Source organism: Aliiroseovarius crassostreae (assembly GCF_049803815.1).
Taxonomy (GTDB): Bacteria; Pseudomonadota; Alphaproteobacteria; order Rhodobacterales; family Rhodobacteraceae; genus Aliiroseovarius; species Aliiroseovarius crassostreae_A.
Genome location: NZ_JBNAGI010000003.1, coordinates 437,662 through 457,804 on the forward strand (window position 1 = coordinate 437,662; position 20,143 = coordinate 457,804).

Genomic DNA, 20,143 nt, shown 5'->3' on the forward strand with positions numbered 1-20,143 from the left:
ATGACCGAGAAACTTCTACCCGAAAATCTGGATTTCAACGGGGCTTTCCCCAGGCTTTCTCGCCGTTTGCGCCTTGGCGTTGTCGGCGGAGGGCGCATATCGGCGACGCAGGCCACTGCGGCGCGGATGACTGACCGATGGGATGTGGTGGCTGGTGCCCTGTCCTCGGACCCAGCGCGTGCGAAGACACGAGGGGCCGAGTGGTTCATGGATCCAGATCGTTGTTACGCATCGTTTGAAGATATGGCAAAGGCCGAAGCCGCACGCCCGGATGGCGTTGACGCGGTGATGATCACTACGCCAAACAACCTGCATTTCCCTGCCGCTAAAGCGTTTCTTGAGGCGGGGATTGATGTGATCTGCGACAAGCCTCTGACCAATGAGGTTTGTGAGGCCACCGCGCTGATCGACCTGGCCTCACAAACCGGGCAGGTGTTCGGTGTCGGCTATGCGATGTCCTGCTTCCCGATGATCCGGCAGGCGCGTGAGATCGTGGCCGAGGGGCGCATTGGCAAAATCAACCAGATCCATGTGGAGTTTTTACAGGACTGGATGACCCCCGAAGACGTGGCCGACGCGCCACATGTGAAATGGCGGCTTGACCCGAAAGTGTCTGGCCCGACAAGCTGTGTCGGTGACATCGGCACCCACGCGGCTCATTTGGCGAGCTTTGTCTCGGGGCTGGAGATGACCGACCTGCGGGCGGAGTTTCATGTCTGCGGCGCGCCAAAGCCGCTTGAAGACACGGTGTTCATGTTTACGCGCTTCCAAAACGATGTGCCGGGCACGTTGATGGCGACCCGCCTGGCACCAGGCAATCGGGGTGGTTTGCGGTTGCGTGTCTATGGTTCCGAAGGTGGCGTTGAATGGGATCTGGAAAACTCCGAGCAGCTGAAATTCTATCGCTATGGCGAGGCGGATCAGGTGATCAGCCGGGGCCATGGTCACGGGGTCAGCGCGGCCACCGAACGTCTGGTGCGCACCGCGCGCGGCTTTCCTGAAGGGGTCATCGAAGCCTGGGCCAATCTTTACACGGAGTTCGCTATGGCCGTGGCTGCCCGGCGTGATGGAGTGGCCTCGCCAGATGGTTGGGTGACCTTCCCGAAAGTGGCAGAAGGTGCTGCCGGGGTGCAGTTCATCGCAGCGTCTGTGCGTTCAAATGAGCAAGGGGGGGCGTGGGTCACGATCTGACTCGCGATCATCAGGCAATGGGTCTGAAATCAGCAATTGATATTTTATAAAATATCAGATATTTTAGATTGCGTAGGATAATCCTGCGACTCGCTGATTTCACCCGGAGCCTTCCAATGCCCGACTGTGCCCATCAGGCCGATGACACTCCTCTGTATTCATTGGCACATCTGACCCTGATCGGAGCCTCGCCGCCCGAGCTGGTCTATATCGCTGCGCGTGCGGGCTATGACGCGGTCAGCCCGCGTTTCATCCCCATGAAAGTGCCGGGAGAGTTCAAAGAGCCTCCGGTGGACAAGGCGCAGGTGCAGGCGACCAAGACGGCGCTGGCTTCGACAGGATTGAAGGTTCTGGACGTGGAACTGGCCCGCATTACCGAAGATGTGGATCCACGTAGTTTTGAACGCGCCTTGGAGCTGGGCGGCGAATTGGGGGCCAAGCGCATGATCATGTCGGCCTGGACGCCGACCCGTGATGACCGAAACTTTCTGGTCGATGTTTATGGCGAGACCTGTGATCTGGCCGCGCCCTATGGCATCACCGTTGATCTGGAATTCCCGTCCTTCTCACGTTTGCGCACCTTGGACGAGGCTCTGGATATCGTGCGGGCTGCGGACCGACCGAATGGTGGCATTCTGGTCGATACACTTTATCTGCATCTCAGTCGTGTTGATCTGGGCGAGCTTTTGCACGTCCCATCCGAGCTGTTTCATTTCCTGCACATCTCGGATTGCCTGCCTGGCATTGCCGATACCCGCGAAGGGATGATCCAGCTGGCCCGTGATGCGCGGCTGTATCCGGGCGAAGGCTGGATTGATTTTGCGGGCATTATCGAGCGGATGCCACCGGTGGATTATTCGATCGAACTGCCCAACCAGAGCCGCGTCGCGGAATTGGGTTACGAAGAACATGCGCGGCGTTGTCTGCAACACGCGAAACGAACTTTCGGCGAGGCGCGCTCACAGCGCCGGATGCCGGACACATCTACTCTCCAACAGAATGAGGATCATCATGAGCAAAGAGCTCACTGACGCGGACCGCCAGCTGGCGGCCGACATGCTGGCGCGTGCGCGTGCGGCCATGGCTGAAATCGAAGACTGGTCGCAAGATGACCTGAACCGCCTGTCTCAGGCCATCGCGTGGTATGCGGGCAACGAGAAAACCTTCACCCGCCTTGCCGAGCAGGGCGTGGATGAAAGCGGCATTGGCGACCGCGCGGGCCGCCCGGCCAAACGCTTCAAAATCCAGATGGTGCTGCGCGATGTGCTGCGCACGCCGTCCACCGGTATCGTTGAGGTGGACGAGGAAAAAGGGCTGGTGAAATACGCCAAACCCGCTGGTGTGATCGCCTCGCTGATCCCGATGACCAACCCGGCGATGACGCCACCCGTAACCGGTGTGTCGTCGGCCAATGCGCGCAATGCGGTGATCTTTTCACCCCACCCGCGCACGGCCCAGACAACGTGGGAAATGACCGAAGTGATGCGGGCCGCCTGTCGTGCTGTCGGTGCGCCGGAAGACCTGTTCCAAGCGATCCGCAAACCGTCCATCCCGCTGACCCAGTACCTGATGGAGATCTGTGACCTGACGCTTGCCACCGGCGGCAAACCGATGGTGAAAGCGGCCTATAGCTCGGGCCGTCCGGCCTATGGCGTGGGGGCGGGTAACAGCTCGATCGTGATTGACGATACCGCCGATCTGGATATCGCTGCGATGAACACCCGCATCTCGAAAACCTCTGATTTCGGGTCGGGCTGTTCGGCGGATGGCAATATCATCATCCAGAAGTCGATCTATGACGACATGGTCAAGGCGCTGGAGGCCGAGGGTGGCTATCTCTGCTCGTCCGAGGAAAAAGCGATGCTTGAAGCCGCCATGTGGGACGAGAAGGGCAATCGTACTTTCCCGACCATCGCCTGCCGCCCGCAGCAGACCGCCGAGGTCGCCGGGTTCAAAATCCCTGAGGATCGCAAGTTCCTGATGGTGGAAAACCAAGGGCAGATCGGGCCAGAGCACAAGTTCTCGAAAGAGAAGCTGACCACGCTGATGGCGCTCTATCATTTTGACACCTTCGATGATGCGCTCGATACCGTCAGCCAGATATACGCCACCGGCGGCAAGGGCCATTCCTGCGGCATCTATTCGCATAATGACGAAAACATCGACCGTCTGGCCCGCTTGGCGCCGGTCAGCCGCATGATGGTGCGCCAGCCGCAATCCAAGGCCAATGCCGGTGCCTGGACCAACGGTATGCCGATGACCAGCTCGCTGGGTTGCGGCATCTGGGGCGGCAACATCACCAATGAAAACGTCACCATGAAACACATGATGAACTACACTTGGGTCAGCAGACCCATCGCCGAAGATCGCCCCTCGGAAGAAGAGCTGTTTGGCGAGTTCTTTGGACAGGAGGTCGCGTGATGGACGGAGCGAAAGTAGACGGCAAAACGGTTGCCGAGCATATCGTCGACTTTTTGCAGAGGCGCGAGGTCAAGCACGTGTTTGGCCTGTGTGGTCACACCAATATCGCGGTTCTGGCGGCTCTGGCCGAAAGCCCGATTGACTTCATCACCGTGCGTCATGAACAGATCGCCAGCCATGCAGCTGATGCCTACGCCCGTGTGACGGGCAAGGCCTCGGTGGTGCTCAGTCACCTCTCTCCCGGTTTGACGAACTGCGCCACCGGGGTCGCAAATGCGGCGTTGGATTGTATTCCGATGGTGGTGATCGCGGGCGACATCCCAACCCACTACTATGGCAAACACCCGCACCAAGAGGTGAACCTGCACGCCGACGCCGCCCAGTGGGAAATCTATCGCCCCTTCGTGAAACGCGCCTGGCGCGTGGACCGGGCAGACCTGATGGCCGAGATCCTGGAAAAGGCGTTCCACTTGGCCGAAAGCGGTCAGCCCGGTCCGGTTCTGGTCAACGTGCCGATGGACATCTTCTCGGAAGTGATCCCGTCGGACACATTTGACCGCATCTTGGACAACACCCGCGCGCTGAAGAAGCCGTCGATCGACGACGAAACCGCGCGTGAGATTGTCGAGAAACTGGCCCAAGCAAAAAACCCCGTGGCCTATGTCGGCGGCGGTATTCTGTTGGCGCAGGCCAGCGAAGAGCTGCGTGAATTTGTTGAGCATATGGGACTGCCGGTCGCGCACTCCCTGATGGGCAAAGGCGCGCTGCGTGACGATCACCCGCTGGTCATGGGCATGACTGGGTTCTGGGGCACCGAGCTTGTGAATCAATCTTGCCTGAACGCCGATTATGTCTTCGCCGTGGGCACGCGCTTTAAAGAGGCGGATTGCTCCAGCTGGTATCCCGGTTACACGTTCAACATCGGCGGAAAGGATGACACAACGAAAGTCATCCATATCGATATCGAACCGCAGGAAATTGGCCGCAACTATCCGACGGAAATCGGTGTGGTCGCAGACGCCAAAGCCGCGTTGCGCGTGCTGACGCGTGTGGCGAAGGAAATGTATCCGGACGGCTTCCCCCGCACCGAGAAGAAGGCGGAGATTGCCGACTTCCGCGGCCGTTTCAAAGCCTCCAACACCGAGATGCAGACCTCGTCCGCGTTTCCGATGATGCCGGAACGTATTCTGGCAGACACGCGCAAGGCGCTTCCCGATGATGCGATCATCACCACAGATGTGGGTTGGAACAAGAACGGCGTCGGGCAGCAGTTTGATATCCTGACCCCCGGCTCGATCTTGACGCCAGGTGGCTTTGCCACGATGGGCTTTGGCCCGCCCGGTGCGTTGGGGGCCAAGCTGGCCGCCCCTGATCGTGTGGTGATCAGCCTTGTGGGCGATGGCGGCTTTGGCCAGAACCCGTCGATGTTGGCCACGGCGGTCGAGCTGGATCTGGGCATCATTTGGCTGGTGATGAACAACAACGCCTTCGGCACCATCGCGGGTCTTCAGAAAGCCCATTACGGGCTGACCTATGGCACGACCTTCCCCGGCACAGCCGCCGCACCCACCAATGGGCCGGGCTATGCCGAGATTGCACAGGCCTATGGTGCGGTTGGGGTGCGGATTACGTCTGCTGACGAACTGCTTCCTGCGCTTGAGGCGGCGATTGCCAGCGGCAAACCCACGGTGCTGGACGTTCCGATGATCAACAACCCGACGCCTACGACGGGGCATTGGAACATCCTCGATATCTATTCACCCGACAAAGACGTAAGCCACGTCGCAACCTGAATAATTCGCCGGGGCCACATGGTCCCGGCGGTCCATAAGGGACCTGCCCATGTTCAATACTATCCTTGTTCCCATTGCGCTGGATCACAGCGAAACCGTGTCGCGCAAAATGGAGGTCGCACAAAAGCTCTGCGCACCGGGCGGCAAGATCATCGCCGTGGCCGTGCTGGAGGACATCCCCGCGTATGTGGCGGAATACACGATGGTGAAACCGGATCGCACCCGGATGGTGAAAGGGATCAGGCAGGCGTTTGACGCTGCACTTGAGGGCTATGATGGGATCGAGAAGGTGACCCTGACCGGCAAACCAGGTGTCGTCTTGTCAGAGTATGCCAAAACACGCGGCGCTGATCTTATAATCACGGCCGCCAGTCGCCCGGGCAGCGAAGGCTATGCGCTCGGTTCAACCGCTTCCCGTCTGGCAAGGCGCGCGCCTTGCTCCGTTTTTGTCGTCCGGTAAACCATGACAACGGGCTGATTGGCTCCGGGGGCTGAAGTAGCCGCATTGGTTCAGAGCTGAATGAACGATTGTATTTCGCTTGTTAGGTAAGGATCAGTCTTTGTTCATTGCCTTAAGCAGGCAGCTTGGTCGCGCGACTGAAATTAGACAAAGGCACAGGGCAGCTGTGCTATTCTGGTCTTATGAAACAGAAGACCTTCAGATTTGCAGATCGCGCCAAGCAGAAGACGCTCAGCCGTGCCCGTGACGAAGCCAGGCTTAAGTCTGGGGAGGTCACGCCATCAGAGCTGCGCAAAGAGAACGCGTTCATAAAGGGATCAGGGTTCGCGAAGAAGATCGGGTTCTTGGCCCATCGAAGTTGTTGTTGCCTGGCTGCAAGGAAAGAAAGTCATTTCCCACAGCAAGATGATCAGGCCGCGCGCCAGTTGGTCCCTTGATGGCTGGAGCGATGCGAGTGCAAAGGTCCATGGCAACTCTCAATTGGAGCTGGAAATGGCAGAAGATGCAGGCAGTGTCGCTGGATGGCTGCTTGAGAAAGTCGATGACCGCATTTTGGCTTCAGATGTACCAGAGTTCGATCAGCGCAGGTTGACCCGCCTGCTTGGTGAGCAGGGGCCATTGATTGCAGATTTCGACCAACTGGCTTGGTCCGCGTTTTCTGATAGCGATCCGATCAACGATCCTGACCTCGTCAAAAAATTTAAGGAGACCGCGCCATACCACCTTCTTGAGGGATCCAGCGCATCTCGTCAGCCCTGATAGCCGATGCCTGAAAAGCATAAGGAACGCCAACAAACACCTCGTCGTCGCCTCTCACACCCAATCACGCCATTGAGCGTTCTGAAATGACGGCTCGCAAGGCGGAAAATGGATGCTGCCAGTGGTGCCGGTGTGCTGACCTCGCTGCCAGCTAATTGGCTCAGTTCTTTTGCAATGAAAACTTTGCTGACACCGGACTACACTCTTCAGCACATCGCTGCTGGCGAATTTCACATCAAAATCCGCAAATCGGACCGCGAATTTCGCACATTCCAAAAGCCACTGTTTTTGCTATCAAAACCTCAGGAAATGGGTTCGTTTTCGAGACTCGCAAAACACTTTTTTGAAGGTGCTTTGAGCGAACGACGATGAGAGGTTTGCGAATTCTTTTGGGAATTCAGCGCGAACTTCTTTGGGTGCCTCGAGGCGGGCATCATGTTGGTGTCCAAAGCAAGAAAAACCCGCGCCTCGTTGTTGCAAGGCGCGGGTTTCTGGTTTGGCTGAAACGCAGTGGTATGGCCCCTGCTTGGGCCCCATTTGCGCGCTTACAGGTTTTCTTTCGGACGCGGCAGGATCAGGTTCAGGATCAGGCCGGTCACACCGGACAGGCCGATCCCGGCGAGGGTGAATCCTTCACCGAATTGCAATGTCAGCCCGCCGATGCCGATGATCAGCACGGTCGAGACAATCACCATGTTGCGCGCGTCGGACAGGCTGTCGCCCAGACGGGCCAGAACGGTCAGGCCGACCACGGTCACCATGCCAAAAAGCAAGATCATAATCCCGCCCATCACCGGCATTGGGATCGTGGCAAGCGCCCCCGAGAGTTTACCGACAAACGACAGAGCAATGGCAAAGATTGCGGCCCAGGTCATGATGGCCGGGTTGAAGGTGCGTGTCAGGGTCACGGCGCCGGTCACTTCGGAATAGGTGGTGTTGGGCGGGCCCCCCAGAAGGCCAGCTGCGGTGGTGGCAAGACCGTCCCCCAGCATCGTGTTCTGGATGCCGGGATTTTCCATATAGTCTTTCTTGGTCACATTGCTGATCGCCATGATGTCGCCGAAATGCTCGATCGCCGGGGCGATGGCAACGGGCAGGATGAACAGGATGGCGGCCAGATTAAATTCGGGTGCCACAAATTGCGGCATGGCAAACCAGGCGGCATCCGCCAAAGGCGCGGTGTTGATCAGGCTTTCGCCGGTCACCATGCCCATCACAATCGCGGCGGCATAGCCCGCGATCACGCCTACGATGATCGGGACAACGCGCATGATGCCACGGCCCAAAATAGCGGTGATCATGGTTGCGCCCAGTGCAACCATAGCGAGCGTCAGGGCAATCCCCTTGGGCACAATCTGCGTGTCACCCGCCAGACCGGTTGCCATGTTCACCGCAACGGGGGCCAGCGACAGGCCAATCACCATGATGACCGGACCCACCACCACGGGCGGCAGAAGCCTGTGCAGGAACGCGCTGCCGAAAATGCGGATTGCAAAGCTGAGCACGACATAAAGCAGGCCGGCGGCGGCCAGGCCGCCCGTGGTGGCGGCCAGGCCCCAGGTCTGCACCCCGTAGATGATGGGTGCGATAAAGGCGAAAGACGATGCCAGGAACACCGGCACCTTGCCGCGTGTGGTGATCTGGAAAATCAATGTGCCAAGGCCTGCGGTGAACAGGGCCACGCTCGGATCCAGCCCGGTCAAAAGCGGGACAAGCACCAGCGCCCCAAAAGCCACAAACAGCATCTGCGCGCCAACCAGCGCCTGTTTCCCGCTGAACGAGTATTCTGTATTCGACGCGTCGCTGGGCGGCCGAGTTTCGGTGGTGTCAGTCATCTGTCCCCTCATCTTCTGTCTTGGGTGTCCGCTTTGGCGATGCAGCTCTGATGCTCTGGCCTGTCGCGGCAAACTGCTCTCTTCTGTCGCATTGCCAACGGGAATTCCAGAGGTCCTGACCGTTTGATCAGGAATTTATCTGATGTGGATCGGGTCATGGCAGCCGGGCAGCCCTGCGTCCCCTCAGAACACACCCAAAGCAAGCCCTGCCCCCAGCGCCAGGCCCAAATCTCGGCAGGGGGCCAATTCGTCATCAGAGATGGTCTTGGGGGCCAGAATGTCTTCGGGTGTCTGTGCGTGGGTGCAGATGATCAACGGGTCTTGCACTTCTTTCAATCGCCAGCCGGTGGCGATGCGGCACATCTGGCGCACAGCGTTTTCACCGTCGGATCCTGCGCAGACCATCACCGCATAGGGTCGCCCCTCGATCCGGCCCAGAACCGGGTAATAGCTCCGATCAAAGAAATCCTTCATCACGCCCGATATTGCGGCAAGGTTTTCCGGGGCGCAGAAGACATAGCCATCGGCATCAAGGATATGCTCGGGTCCGGCCTGATCGGCAGGCAGCAGAAGGGTCTCAATCTCTTCTTGCGCGGCGCGGGCGGCTGCTTTGGCCATCTGGTGGCTGCCTCCGGTGCGGGAGTGGTAAACGATCAGCAATTTGGGCAAAGCGCGCGCCTTTCGGGTCGATGGTGTCCCGGTTATATCGCGAATGTTATTTGTCAGGAAAGCCCGAACAGGTCGGGAAACACGATCTGAGCATCGGTCAAACTGATCGCCTTTCATGTCACCGCCATCAAAGGAACGACCGCGGCCCGGCGGTGACCCGCGCTGTTGTGATACATGATCGACAGGACGACTGGGCGGTCCAGCACCATGCTGCCGGTGTCTTCTGAGATGCGCGCCCTTGGCTGACTTTTCCCGGTGGTATTTGCCGGGGGCGGAGGTGTTGCGCCTGAACGCGACCGCTTAAGCGTTTCAAGATTAATCTGAGACACAAATTGATTTCGAAACGTGTTCGTCCCCCACCCGCTCATAGGTCTCAAACGCCGCCAGGTTGTTGCAGCCCCCGCAAGAAGGTGACGGGGTGCATCCGCCGCAATCCATTGTCGCCCCCTTCCGCCGGATAACACCTTTGCGTTGCCAATGGGCCAACATGCCGCGCAGGGCGTCGGGGGAAATGTGAAAGCGGTGAGACAGATCCAGCAGACTGACCGTCTCGTGATCTTCAATATATTGACGAATATCCAGAAGCATCGCCATTACACCGCCCCCATAGGCACGTTGCCGGGGCGGCGCCCCACCCAGCGCAAGAGGGCAAACAGGGCGGCCCAAGCGGCCAGAAGACCGCCGATCCAGCTGCTGGCATAGGCCGGATCCTGCGAAAAACGGGCGATCTGGTAGAAACAGACTGCGGCCCCATAGGCCAGCCCCATGGTCCACCCCCCGGCAAACAGCGCCCATTGCCAGCCGGTTTCCCGCCAGATCGCCCCCATTGCCGCCACGCAGGGCATGTAAAGCAGGATCAAAAGCAGATAGGCAAAGGCTCCGGCCTGTCCGTCAAACAGGGCCGCCATTGTCCCGAAGGTCGAGCGCGAGACCTCTTGGGCTTCCGCCGCCAGATCGGGGTTTGATACGTCACCGATGTCCAGGCCCAGCGGGTCGGGCGCCATGCCGATCGCGTCGCGCAGGTTGGGCAGGATGGTGGCCGTGGCTTCCTGCACTCCGGCCATCACCGAAAACGCTTCTCCGGTGTCATCTTCCGGTGTGGCGTAAAGTGTGTTCAGCGTGCCCACTACGGCCTCTTTCGCCAACACGCCGGTGAAAATGCCCACCGTGGCGGGCCAGTTGTCTTCTTCGATGCCCATCGGGGCAAAGACCGGCGTCAGGCCGCGGCCAATTTCCGACAGGACCGATGCTTCGCTGTCTTCATTGCCAAAGCTGCCTTGGGTTCCCCAGGAATTCAGCACGGCCAGCACCGCAACCATTGCTATGATCACTTGCCCCGCTTCGGTCAGGAAATCCCGCATGCGATGCCAGGTGCGCCGTGCCAACCCGCCAAGCGTGGGCAGGTGATAGGGCGGCAGCTCCATCACAAAGGGGGTGGGATCGCCTTTCAACAACGTCACCTTGAGCATCAGACCCGTGCCCACCGCGGCCAGCAAGCCCAGAAGGTACAGCGCAAAGACAAGGTTCTGCCCACCCACCGGGAAAAATGCGGCGGCAAAGAGCGCATATACCGGCAACCGTGCGCCGCAGGACATGAAAGGGGCCATCATGACGGTCAGGATCCGGTCGCGGGCGCTGTCCAGCGTGCGGGTGGCCATGATCGCGGGCACGTTGCAGCCGAAGGCCACGATCAGCGGTACAAAGCTTTTGCCCGGCAGGCCAATCATTCGCATGAAGCGGTCCATCACAAAGGCGGCGCGCGCCATGTATCCGCTGTCTTCCAGAACCGACAGGGCGAAGAACAGGCAGGCCACAATGGGGATGAAGGTCGCCACGGTCTGGATGCCGCCACCCACGCCGGTGGCAAGGATCGTCACGATCCAGTTCGGAGCATTCAGGTTGGAGAGCACAACCCCAAACCCGTCCACAAAAAGGGTGCCCGCCAGAATATCGAAGAAGTCGATGAAGGCGCCGCCAATGTTGATGGTGAACATGAACATCACATACATCACCAACAAAAACAGCGGGATCCCAAGGGCCCGGTTCAGGATCACCCGGTCGATCCGGTCGGAGAGCGGGCGGGGCACTTCGCCCGCGCGGCTGAGAGATATGCCAACAAGTCTGGCCACCGCGTCATAGCGCGCACAGGCAATCACCGTGTCCACATCCATTCCGGCATCCGCCTCGATCTTGCTCCGTTCCGTGTCGGCCAGCGTGATCATTGCGGGGTCGGTCAGCGCCGGGCACAGATCATCCCCCTCAAGATGTTTCAGCGCCAACCAGCGGGCGTTTTCCTGGCTGAACCTTTCAGACAAAACCGGCTGCATACGCTTCAGGGCTGCTTCGATCCCGTCGTCAAACCGCAGCTCGCACGGCGCTTGATCCGCGAAAACCATCAGATCCCGAAGCTCGTCCAACCCCTTTGCGTGGGCCGCAACCGTTTCCATGACCGGACACCCAAGGTGATCGGACAGGGCCTGTGGATCGATCTTCAGCCCCCGCGCCCAGGCCACATCCATCATGTTCAGGACCACCACCATCGGCAGTCCCATTTCCACAAGCTGCACGGTCAGATACAGGTTGCGCTCCAGGTTCGAGCCATCCACCACATTGACCACAAGATCGGGCTGTTCCGACAGAATGTAATCCCGGGCGATCCTCTCATCCAACGAGGTTTGATCGCCTGCCACCGCAAGCGAATAGACACCGGGCAAGTCCACGATGGTCAGGCTTTTGTCGCGATGGGTGATATCCCCCAACTTTTTTTCGACGGTCACGCCCGGCCAGTTGCCGACTTGCTGGTGGCGTCCGGTGAGGGCGTTGAACAACGTGGTCTTGCCGCAATTGGGGTTGCCGACCAGCGCAATGGTTCGATGCGTAGGAGTTTCGTTGGCCATCGTCGATCAACCCGCAACCGGAATGACATCAATGGCTTCTGCTTCATGCTTGCGCAGCGACAGCGCGAACCCTCGGATGCGAATTTCGACGGGGTCCCCCAGGGGGGCCAGCCGGTTGATCTGGAATTTGGTGCCCTGCGTCAGGCCCATGGACAATAGCTTGCGGCGATACCCGACAGGGCAACTCCCTGCAAACCCTGCAATGGTGGCGCAGTCCCCCACCTGCAGATCCTTGATCTTCGTGGTCATGGCATCCCCATATTCCTGAGATAAACACTCGGACTAATACCTTTGTGGGAAAATACGTCCTTGATGTAAATCAAGCACGGGTCTTTTAGGGACACTGGAAAGGCCACCTTGTTCCGTGTCACCAGACAGCCCCGACCACAAAATCCGTGGCGGAAAGTGGCATGGGGACAACGGGCGTTTGCAGTGTTTTCCGCTCTTTAGTTCCGGCAGATTTCAAGGCATGCGCGCAAACCATCTGTGCCGGTTTCGAAGCGAAGGCGCCCGCCGTGCTGTTCGGCCACGGTGGCCACGATGGTCAGGCCCAATCCGAACCCATCTACGGCTTGGGTGTTTTCCCCGCGCTTAAATGGTGCCACGACCGCCTCGATGTCTTTCGCGGACATCCCCGATCCCCCATCTTCAATCACGATCGTTGCGTGATCCGCAGTGGCGGTCAGTTCAACCGTGGCCCGGCGACCATATTTCAACGCATTTTCAATCAGGTTTGATATGGCGCGCTTTAGGGAAATCGGGCGGGCCGTGACAAGAATGCTTTGAACGCTCGGCAGCGTGCCATATCCCGGGTTAGACGCAAACACGGAACGCCCCCCCTCAAACGTGGGCCGTTCCAAGGCGCGGATCGACACCGGCCGGCCCAGATCCTGATAATCCGCGACCAGCGCTTCGATCAAAGAGGTCAACGACACTTGCCGGGGTTCCTCTTCGCTCAGTTCGGCCCGGGTGTAGGTCAGCACGCTTTCGATCATTTCGGTCATGCTGTCGATGTCCGTCTCGAACTTGCCCCTTAGGTCGGGATCCTTGATCAGGGCCGTGCGCAGACGCAACCGCGTGGCGGGTGTGCCCAGATCATGGCTGACCCCGGACAGTACGGTTGCTCGTTTCGACAGCTGGGCGCGCTCGTGTTCAAGATAGCTGTTCACGGCAAGAACAATATCGCGCAACTCCTCTGGCCCCTGCACCGCATAGCTTTGCGGCCCACCCAGACGGCGGCGATTGTGCAGGGCGCGGGCGAAGCGGTCGAAATAGGCTGATGTGTCGCGCACAAGCGTGGCGAGGATGGCCAGGACCACCAGGCAGAACAGAGCTGCCAGCAGGCGCAGGTCTGTAGGTGCCGCGCCGCAGCCCCAGACCGCACGCCCGTCTATCCGCAGCCAGGGCCCTGTTCCCATGCGGGCAAAGAGGATCGGTTCGCTGCAATAGGTCGCCAGCAGGCGCGTGACATTGCCAAACTTCTGGGCCGCGGGTTGACCTTCGTTTGAGACGAGCTCGGACACCGAGTATTGTAGATCGCCGGATATGATTCCAAGGGTCAGGCTTTCCCCCGACACTGGGTCTCGGCCCGGGCCCTTGATCGAAACGTTGGTGACGAAAGCCGGTGTGGGGATGTTGGGCAGGCGCGAAAACTCGCCCCGGCTGGCCAGAATCTCGTCCATCGCGTTCAGACGGGAGATGTTGATGCCCGCAGGGGGCGCGGCTCCGGTGCGCATGGTCTCGTAAAGGGAAACACCAGTCACAAAGCTTCCGGTCTGATGGTCCTGCCACGCGCGGGTCGACGCAAACCACATCCAAGTCGAGATGAAGGCCATTGCGAACGACACGACGACAAGGGTGACCCCAAGGGTTTGCAGTCGGAACCCTTTGCTCATGTGCTGTCCTCGGTGATGACATCGGTGGCGAATACATAGCCAATTCCCCGTTCTGTGCGCAGAAGGTCGGGGGATTTTGGATCGGCCTCGATCTTGCCGCGCAGCCGACCAACCAGAACATCAATGGCCCGGCCGGATCCTTCCGGGGTGGCCCCATGTGTTTCGCCGGTGACATCAAGGGCCGCGGCAATTTCGTCGCGGGTCAGGGGGATATGTGGGTTGGCCAACAGGACCCGAAGTAAGGTGGTTTCCTTGCGGGACAGGGCCACCTGATATCCCTGCGGCGAGGTGACCTCGTCGCGCTTGGCGTCATATTGCCAGCCTGCGAAGCGAAAGACCGATACGCTGCGTCGGTACACGAGGGATGCGGCACGATTGGCGCGTTGCAGCACCGCGCGCACCCGGGCCAGCAACAGGTCGGGATTGAACGGCTTGGCGATATAATCATCCGCGCCGACCTCGTAGCCTTTCATGCGGTGATGGTCGGCGGACAGGGCGGACACAAGGATAACCGGCACGTCCTGCTCCTGGCGCAATCGGGCACAGATCTCGACGCCATTTTCATCTGCCAGCATAACGTCCAACAAGATCAGATCAACACGCCCCCCCATGAGGTGCTGGCGGATGGCGTCTTCTGTTTCGCATGGAAAGGCCATGAACCCGTTCTGTTGCAGAAACTGGGTCATCATGCTGCGTGTTTCTACGTCATCATCGACGACAAGCAATCTTGGAATCGCCATGTGATGTGTCTCCCTTCGGCAAATATGCCGTCCTCACCATCGGTTTGTTTGTAACAGCGTGCAACAAAATCAAGCCTTGCGTAACATCATGTAACAAAAGGCGCGAAAAACTGACTTTGGGTACGCAAGGGTGCAGTTTCTTTGATTGCGCGGGCGCGGCTTGGTTCGGCAAACTTGGTTCAGCGCCACTCTGTTGGGTGGCCAAAGGGAGGAAAATCTAATGAAGACATCCGTATTCGCGGCCGCTTCGGCCATTGCCGTCACTTGCGCCATGCCTGCATTGGCCGAGCCTCAGGCCGAGGTTCTGCACTGGTGGACGTCGGGCGGTGAAGCCAAATCTGTCGCCGTTCTGCAGCAAGAGTTTGCAGACAATGGTGGCACCTGGACCGATATGCCGGTTGCAGGTGGGGGCGGCGATGCTGCCATGACGGCCCTGCGCGCACGTGTTCTGTCGGGCAACGCCCCGACCGCCGTTCAGCTGAAAGGCCCTGCCATTCAGGAATGGTATGAAGAAGGCGTTCTGGCCGATATTTCGGCTGTGGCCGAGGCCGAAGGCTGGGCCGATGTTCTGCCCGCTTCGATTGCAGGTCACATGAAGTGCGAAGGCACCTGGTGCGCGGCGCCCGTTAACGTGCACCGCATCGACTGGATCTGGGGAAATGCCGACGTGCTAAGCGCCAATGGCATCGAGATGCCGACCACTTGGGATGAGTTCAACGCCGCCGCAGACAAGCTGGCCGCCGCGGGCATCACGCCGCTGGCCCATGGGGGTCAGGCGTGGCAGGACGCCACCGTGTTCGAAGCTGTTGCACTGGGTATGCTGGGCGCTGAGGGTTTCAAAAAAGCCTTTGTTGATCTGGACATGGACACCCTGAAATCCGACCAGATGGTCGCTGTTTTTGACCAGATGCGCAAAATGCGTGGTTACGTGGACGACAATTTCTCGGGCCGTGACTGGAACCTGGCCACTGCGATGGTCATGAACGGCGAAGCCGCCTTCCAGATCATGGGCGACTGGGCCAAAGGTGAATTCCTTGCCGCGGGCAAAGTGCCGGGCGAAGATTTCCTGTGTGCCTCGGTGCCGGGCGACGGGTTCCTTTACAACGTTGACAGCTTTGCGATGTTCAATGTGGATGGCGACGATAAGCAAGCCGGGCAAGAGCTTTTGTCAAAGTTGATCGTCGGCAAGAACTTCCAGAAAGTGTTCAACCTGAACAAAGGGTCTATTCCGGCACGTGTTGACGTGGCACTGGACGATTTCGACAGCTGCGCGCACCTGTCCGCCAAAGACATGAAGGAAAGCTCTGAAAACGGCTCGCTTCTGCCCAGCTATGCCCATGGCATGGCGCTGCGTGGCGCACAGTCGGGTGCCATCACTGATGTGGTGACCGCGCATTTCAACTCGGACATGTCCTCGGCGGATGCTGTGAACATGCTGGCGGATGCCGTCGCAAACTCCATGTAAATCTCCCTGGCCCCGCGCCTGATCTTCGGGTGCGGGGTCCCCTTTCAAGGGGTTGCTACAATGACCGAATGGCTTGAACGTCATATCCCCAAGATGGTGCTTGCACCTTCTTTCTTCGCCATCCTCGTTTTTGTCTACGGCTTCATCGCCTGGACGGCTTGGGTGTCGCTGACCCGCTCGCGGCTATTGCCGAAATACGAGGTTGAGGGGCTTATTCAATACGAACGCCTCTTCGCATCGCCCCGGTTTGATACCGCGATGATGAACCTTTTCATTTTCGGTACGCTCTTCATCATCATTTCGATGGTGCTTGGGCTGCTGATCGCGATCCTGCTGGACCAGAAAATCCGCACCGAAGGCGTGTTGCGCACGATCTACCTGTACCCGATGGCACTGTCGATGATCGTCACCGGCACCGCGTGGAAATGGATCATGAACCCCGGGCTGGGCATTGAAAAGATGGTCCGCGACTGGGGGTTCGAGAGCTTTTCGTTTGACTGGGTGATTGACCCGGATATGGCGATCTATGCCGTGGTGATTGCCGGCGTCTGGCAAGCGTCGGGCTTTGTCATGGCGCTGTTCTTGGCTGGTTTGCGCAGCGTGGACGGAGAGATCATCAAGGCCGCGCAGGTCGATGGTATCCCGAACTGGCGCATCTATTCTGCGATCATCATCCCGTCGATGGCGCCGATCTTTCTATCCGCCTTCATCGTGCTGGCCCACCTTGCGATCAAGAGCTTCGACCTTGTCATCGCCCTGACCGGCGGCGGCCCCGGCTATGCCACCGACCTGCCCGCGACCTACATGTATGCCATGGCGTTTTCGCGCGGGGACATTGGGCAGGCGGCAAGCTCTGCCATGGTCATGATGGGCGTCGTCTTTGCGATCATCGTTCCCTACCTCTACTCTGAACTGAGGGTGAAACATGACTGATATCACGCTTTCCCCCGCCCACAGCCCATCGCGCAATTGGGGTCGCATCGCCCTGCGTTGGCTTCTGTTCACCCTGCTTGGCCTCTTTGCGCTGTTTTACCTGATGCCGCTTTTCGTGATGGTCACCACCTCGTTGAAAAGCCTCGAGGAAATCCGCACCGGCAGCCTTGTGGCCTTCCCCCGCGAAGTCACGTTTGACGCCTGGCGCACCGCGTGGTCCGGCGCCTGTACCGGCATCCAGTGCGAGGGTCTGCGCCCTTACTTCTGGAACTCGGTGATCCTTGCAATCCCGGCCGTGGCAATCTCGACCATTCTGGGGGCGATCAACGGCTACGTGATTGCACAATGGAAGTTCAAAGGCGCGAACCTGATCTTCTCACTGATGCTGTTTGGCTGCTTCATCCCCTTCCAGGTGGTGCTTCTGCCGATGGCGCGTATGCTGGGCATGATGGGCATTGCTGGCACCATTCCGGGGCTGATCTTCGTGCACGTGATCTATGGCATCGGGTTCACCACGCTGTTCTTCCGCAACTACTATGTGTCGATCCCACAAGAGCTGGTGAAAGCCGCGAAAGTGGATGGTGCGGGGTTCTTCCGGATCTTCTGGTCGATCTTCCTGCCGCTGTCGCTGCCAATCATTGTTGTGACCGTCATCTGGCAGTTCACGCAGATCTGGAACGACTTCCTGTTCGGGGTCAGCTTCAGTCAGGCGGGCACCCAGCCCGTCACCGTGGCCCTGAACAATATCGTCAATTCCACCACCGGCGTGAAGGAATACAACGTGGATATGGCCGCCGCGATCATCGCCGCCCTTCCCACGCTCCTCGTCTATGTCGTCGCTGGCAAATACTTCATCCGCGGACTGACCGCGGGCTCAGTCAAGGGATAAGCACCATGGCCCCTATTTTGGACATCAAAAACCTCTACAAGAACTATGGGTCCGTCGAGATCCTGAAAGACATCAATGTCGCGATCGAACCGGGGGATTTCCTGGTGCTGGTCGGGCCGTCCGGGTGCGGCAAGTCCACGCTTCTGAACTGTATTGCCGGGCTTGAACCGATCACCGACGGCACGATCGACATCGATGGGCGCGATATGACCCATGTCAGCCCCAAGGATCGCGACATCGCCATGGTGTTCCAATCCTACGCGCTTTACCCGACCATGTCGGTGGCCAAGAACATCACCTTTGGCATGAAAGTGCGCGGGGTGGATCAGGCCACGCAGGATCAGAAACTTCAGGAGGTGGCGCAGCAATTGCAGATCGAACCGCTTTTGCAGCGTCGTCCCGGCCAGCTTTCGGGCGGGCAGCGGCAACGTGTTGCCATGGGCCGGGCGCTGGTGCGCGACCCCAAGCTCTTTCTGTTCGATGAGCCGCTGTCCAACCTCGACGCCAAGCTGCGGGTCGAGATGCGGACCGAGATCAAGAAACTGCACCAAAACCTGAACGCCACCATGGTTTATGTGACCCATGACCAGATCGAGGCGATGACCTTGGCCACCAAGATTGTCGTCCTGAAGGGCGGTGTGGTGCAGCAGATCGGCAGCCCGGCCGAGATCTACAACAAGCCCGCCAACCTCTTCGTGGCCGATTTCATGGGAAGCCCGGCGATGAACCTGATCCCGGCGCGGGCCAGGGCCAATGGCACAGGCACAAGGATCGAGATCGAACGCGCCGGGGCCGCGCCGCTGGTATTGACCGACACCCATGCCACCAACCTTCCCGAGGACGTGATCCTGGGCCTGCGCCCGGAAGACATTGCCGAAGCGGGGTTCCGTGCGGGTGAGGATGTGCAAGAGGCCGATTGCCTGATCGACATGGTGGAACCCGCCGGGGCCGACACCTTTGTCGTGTCGCAACTGGGCGGCAAGCAGGTCACCGCGCGCCTTCACGCCGAAACCAATGCGCGCAGCGGCGAGGCCCTGCCGCTGGCCTTTGATCTGAGCAAAGTATCCTACTTTGCCCCGGAAAGCGGGGAACGTCTGAATTGACCGGTCTGAGATTGGTTGCCGATGTCGGCGGGACAAACTCGCGATTTGGGTTGTCCCGCAACGGCGAGCTGATGGCCGGCTCAATCGAAAGCTTTCGCAACAATGATTTTCCCAGCTTTGATAGCGCAATGACGCGTTATCTTTCGCATCGTGAAGATACGCGAATTTCAGATGCCGTTGTGGCCGTTGCCGGGCCGGTTCATGCGGGCAAGGCCCGCCTGACCAACCGGGATTGGCATTTCGAGGAAGCACAGCTTTCCCATCGGATAGGGGGGCACCCTTCTGCCCTTCTCAATGACTTGTCCGCGCTTGGGCAGGCCAGCGGGTTTTTGCAACCTGAAAGCCTTGATCCCGTGTTCCTACCGGCACAGGCAGAAGGTGAGGGTGGACAGGCCCTGGTGATCGGCGTTGGAACCGGGTTCAATGTGTCGCCTGTGATGATCACCAACCGTCGGGTGGCAAATCTGAACGTGGAATATGGTCACATCAGCTTGCCGGTGGATATCGCGGCAATGATCGGCGAAAGGTATGGTGACGCTGCACCTGATTTCGCGACGATCGAACAGGTGTTTTCCGGTCGCGGATATGCGGCGCTGTCAGAGCTCGACATGGCGCATTTTGCTCGGAAGGAAGGTCAAAACCCAAAGGCCTTGCCCCAATTCGAGCAGGATTTTGAGGCATTCTATGCTGCGATCCTGGCCATTCTTACACGCAACCTGATGCTGGCCTTCCTGCCCAGACGAGGGATATTTTTTGCAGGCGGTGTCGCCCGCAACCTTCTCATGTCGCCCGCTAAAACCACATTTGCAGAAATCGTTCAGCGACCCTTCGCCTTGAACACCGTGCGCATGGCTCCGGTCCACACAATCCTTGATGACGCGGCCGCGTTGAAAGGATGTGCGTTGTATTCAAACCAAAGCGTATCGGGATGAACTTGAAACACATCTTTGTTCCGAAACGGTTTCATTGCCCCCGTGTTTTTCCGTTGGGAACCAGGCGTTTGGGGGCTGGGCGTTTGGGACTGGGCGTTGGGAAACCGGGAAGGGATTAACGCGCCCGTCCGATCTGGCAGTTCACACGGTTGGGCGTGTGG

The 20,143-nt window shown here is 59.1% G+C and carries 20 protein-coding genes; 13 read left to right on the plus strand and 7 right to left on the minus strand.

Translation table 11 applies throughout. The annotated features are described in order from the left end of the window. From ACP15V_RS11405 to ACP15V_RS11440, 8 genes are all read left to right on the plus strand, one after another. A complete protein-coding gene (locus ACP15V_RS11405) occupies positions 1-1,191 on the plus strand; it encodes a Gfo/Idh/MocA family protein (protein WP_424943801.1) in 1,191 nt (396 codons plus the stop codon). 116 nt (positions 1,192-1,307) lie between these two features. After that, positions 1,308-2,222 (plus strand): sugar phosphate isomerase/epimerase family protein, encoded by a 915-nt coding sequence (locus ACP15V_RS11410; protein ID WP_424943802.1) that lies wholly within the window; start codon positions 1,308-1,310, stop codon positions 2,220-2,222. Beyond that, positions 2,203-3,612, plus strand: a complete 1,410-nt coding sequence (locus ACP15V_RS11415) for an aldehyde dehydrogenase family protein (protein WP_424943803.1) — start codon at positions 2,203-2,205, stop codon at positions 3,610-3,612. The genes ACP15V_RS11410 and ACP15V_RS11415 overlap by 20 nt, the downstream gene beginning before the upstream one ends. Beyond that, a complete protein-coding gene (locus ACP15V_RS11420; RefSeq protein ID WP_424943804.1) occupies positions 3,612-5,405 on the plus strand; it encodes a thiamine pyrophosphate-binding protein in 1,794 nt (597 codons plus the stop codon). The genes ACP15V_RS11415 and ACP15V_RS11420 overlap by 1 nt, the downstream gene beginning before the upstream one ends. A gap of 49 nt (positions 5,406-5,454) precedes the next feature. Continuing rightward, a complete protein-coding gene (locus ACP15V_RS11425; protein ID WP_259773672.1) occupies positions 5,455-5,865 on the plus strand; it encodes a universal stress protein in 411 nt (136 codons plus the stop codon). Between the two features lie 182 nt (positions 5,866-6,047). Then, positions 6,048-6,302, plus strand: a complete 255-nt coding sequence (locus ACP15V_RS11430) for a hypothetical protein (protein ID WP_424943805.1) — start codon at positions 6,048-6,050, stop codon at positions 6,300-6,302. Continuing rightward, complete coding sequence (locus tag ACP15V_RS11435) at positions 6,271-6,624, plus strand: hypothetical protein (protein ID WP_424943806.1); 354 nt, start codon at positions 6,271-6,273, stop codon at positions 6,622-6,624. Before ACP15V_RS11430 ends, ACP15V_RS11435 begins: the two co-directional genes overlap by 32 nt. A 108-nt stretch (positions 6,625-6,732) precedes the next feature. After that, complete coding sequence (locus ACP15V_RS11440) at positions 6,733-6,996, plus strand: hypothetical protein (RefSeq protein WP_424943807.1); 264 nt, start codon at positions 6,733-6,735, stop codon at positions 6,994-6,996. A gap of 173 nt (positions 6,997-7,169) precedes the next feature. Here ACP15V_RS11440 and ACP15V_RS11445 read toward each other — a convergent pair whose 3' ends face one another. The 7 genes from ACP15V_RS11445 to ACP15V_RS11475 all read right to left on the minus strand — a co-directional run bounded on the left by ACP15V_RS11445 (position 7,170) and on the right by ACP15V_RS11475 (position 14,660). After that, positions 7,170-8,459 (minus strand): uracil-xanthine permease family protein, encoded by a 1,290-nt coding sequence (locus ACP15V_RS11445; protein WP_424943808.1) that lies wholly within the window; start codon positions 8,457-8,459, stop codon positions 7,170-7,172. A 183-nt stretch (positions 8,460-8,642) separates the two neighbouring features. Continuing rightward, complete coding sequence (locus ACP15V_RS11450) at positions 8,643-9,128, minus strand: flavodoxin family protein (protein ID WP_424943809.1); 486 nt, start codon at positions 9,126-9,128, stop codon at positions 8,643-8,645. A 315-nt stretch (positions 9,129-9,443) separates the two neighbouring features. Beyond that, positions 9,444-9,722 (minus strand): FeoC-like transcriptional regulator, encoded by a 279-nt coding sequence (locus tag ACP15V_RS11455; RefSeq protein WP_424943810.1) that lies wholly within the window; start codon positions 9,720-9,722, stop codon positions 9,444-9,446. Beyond that, on the minus strand, positions 9,722-12,025 hold the full coding sequence (gene feoB, locus ACP15V_RS11460; protein ID WP_424943811.1) for a Fe(2+) transporter permease subunit FeoB: 2,304 nt from the start codon (positions 12,023-12,025) through the stop codon (positions 9,722-9,724). The genes ACP15V_RS11455 and feoB overlap by 1 nt, the downstream gene beginning before the upstream one ends. Positions 12,026-12,031: 6 nt before the next feature. Continuing rightward, entirely contained in the window at positions 12,032-12,274 is a 243-nt protein-coding gene (locus ACP15V_RS11465) for a FeoA family protein (protein ID WP_424943812.1), read from the minus strand. A gap of 197 nt (positions 12,275-12,471) precedes the next feature. After that, positions 12,472-13,920 carry a sensor histidine kinase gene (locus tag ACP15V_RS11470; RefSeq protein WP_424943813.1) on the minus strand — a complete coding sequence of 483 codons (1,449 nt, stop codon included), beginning with the start codon at positions 13,918-13,920 and terminating at the stop codon, positions 12,472-12,474. After that, a complete protein-coding gene (locus ACP15V_RS11475) occupies positions 13,917-14,660 on the minus strand; it encodes a response regulator transcription factor (RefSeq protein ID WP_424943814.1) in 744 nt (247 codons plus the stop codon). The genes ACP15V_RS11470 and ACP15V_RS11475 overlap by 4 nt, the downstream gene beginning before the upstream one ends. 220 nt (positions 14,661-14,880) lie before the next feature. Here ACP15V_RS11475 and ACP15V_RS11480 point away from each other — a divergent pair, with 220 nt between their 5' ends. Genes ACP15V_RS11480 through ACP15V_RS11500 form a run of 5 tightly spaced genes read left to right on the plus strand, consistent with a single transcriptional unit; the run spans position 14,881 to position 19,982 of the window. Continuing rightward, on the plus strand, positions 14,881-16,125 hold the full coding sequence (locus ACP15V_RS11480; RefSeq protein WP_424943815.1) for an ABC transporter substrate-binding protein: 1,245 nt from the start codon (positions 14,881-14,883) through the stop codon (positions 16,123-16,125). A 60-nt stretch (positions 16,126-16,185) separates the two neighbouring features. Further along, on the plus strand, positions 16,186-17,058 hold the full coding sequence (locus ACP15V_RS11485; RefSeq protein WP_424943816.1) for a carbohydrate ABC transporter permease: 873 nt from the start codon (positions 16,186-16,188) through the stop codon (positions 17,056-17,058). Further along, the gene (locus tag ACP15V_RS11490) at positions 17,051-17,947 is read left to right on the plus strand and encodes a carbohydrate ABC transporter permease (RefSeq protein ID WP_424943817.1); all 897 of its coding nucleotides are present in this window, start codon (positions 17,051-17,053) and stop codon (positions 17,945-17,947) included. The genes ACP15V_RS11485 and ACP15V_RS11490 overlap by 8 nt, the downstream gene beginning before the upstream one ends. Before the next feature lie 5 nt (positions 17,948-17,952). Beyond that, complete coding sequence (locus ACP15V_RS11495; RefSeq protein ID WP_424943818.1) at positions 17,953-19,050, plus strand: ABC transporter ATP-binding protein; 1,098 nt, start codon at positions 17,953-17,955, stop codon at positions 19,048-19,050. An 11-nt stretch (positions 19,051-19,061) separates the two neighbouring features. Further along, the gene (locus ACP15V_RS11500) at positions 19,062-19,982 is read left to right on the plus strand and encodes a glucokinase (protein ID WP_424943866.1); all 921 of its coding nucleotides are present in this window, start codon (positions 19,062-19,064) and stop codon (positions 19,980-19,982) included. Positions 19,983-20,143 lie beyond the last annotated feature (161 nt).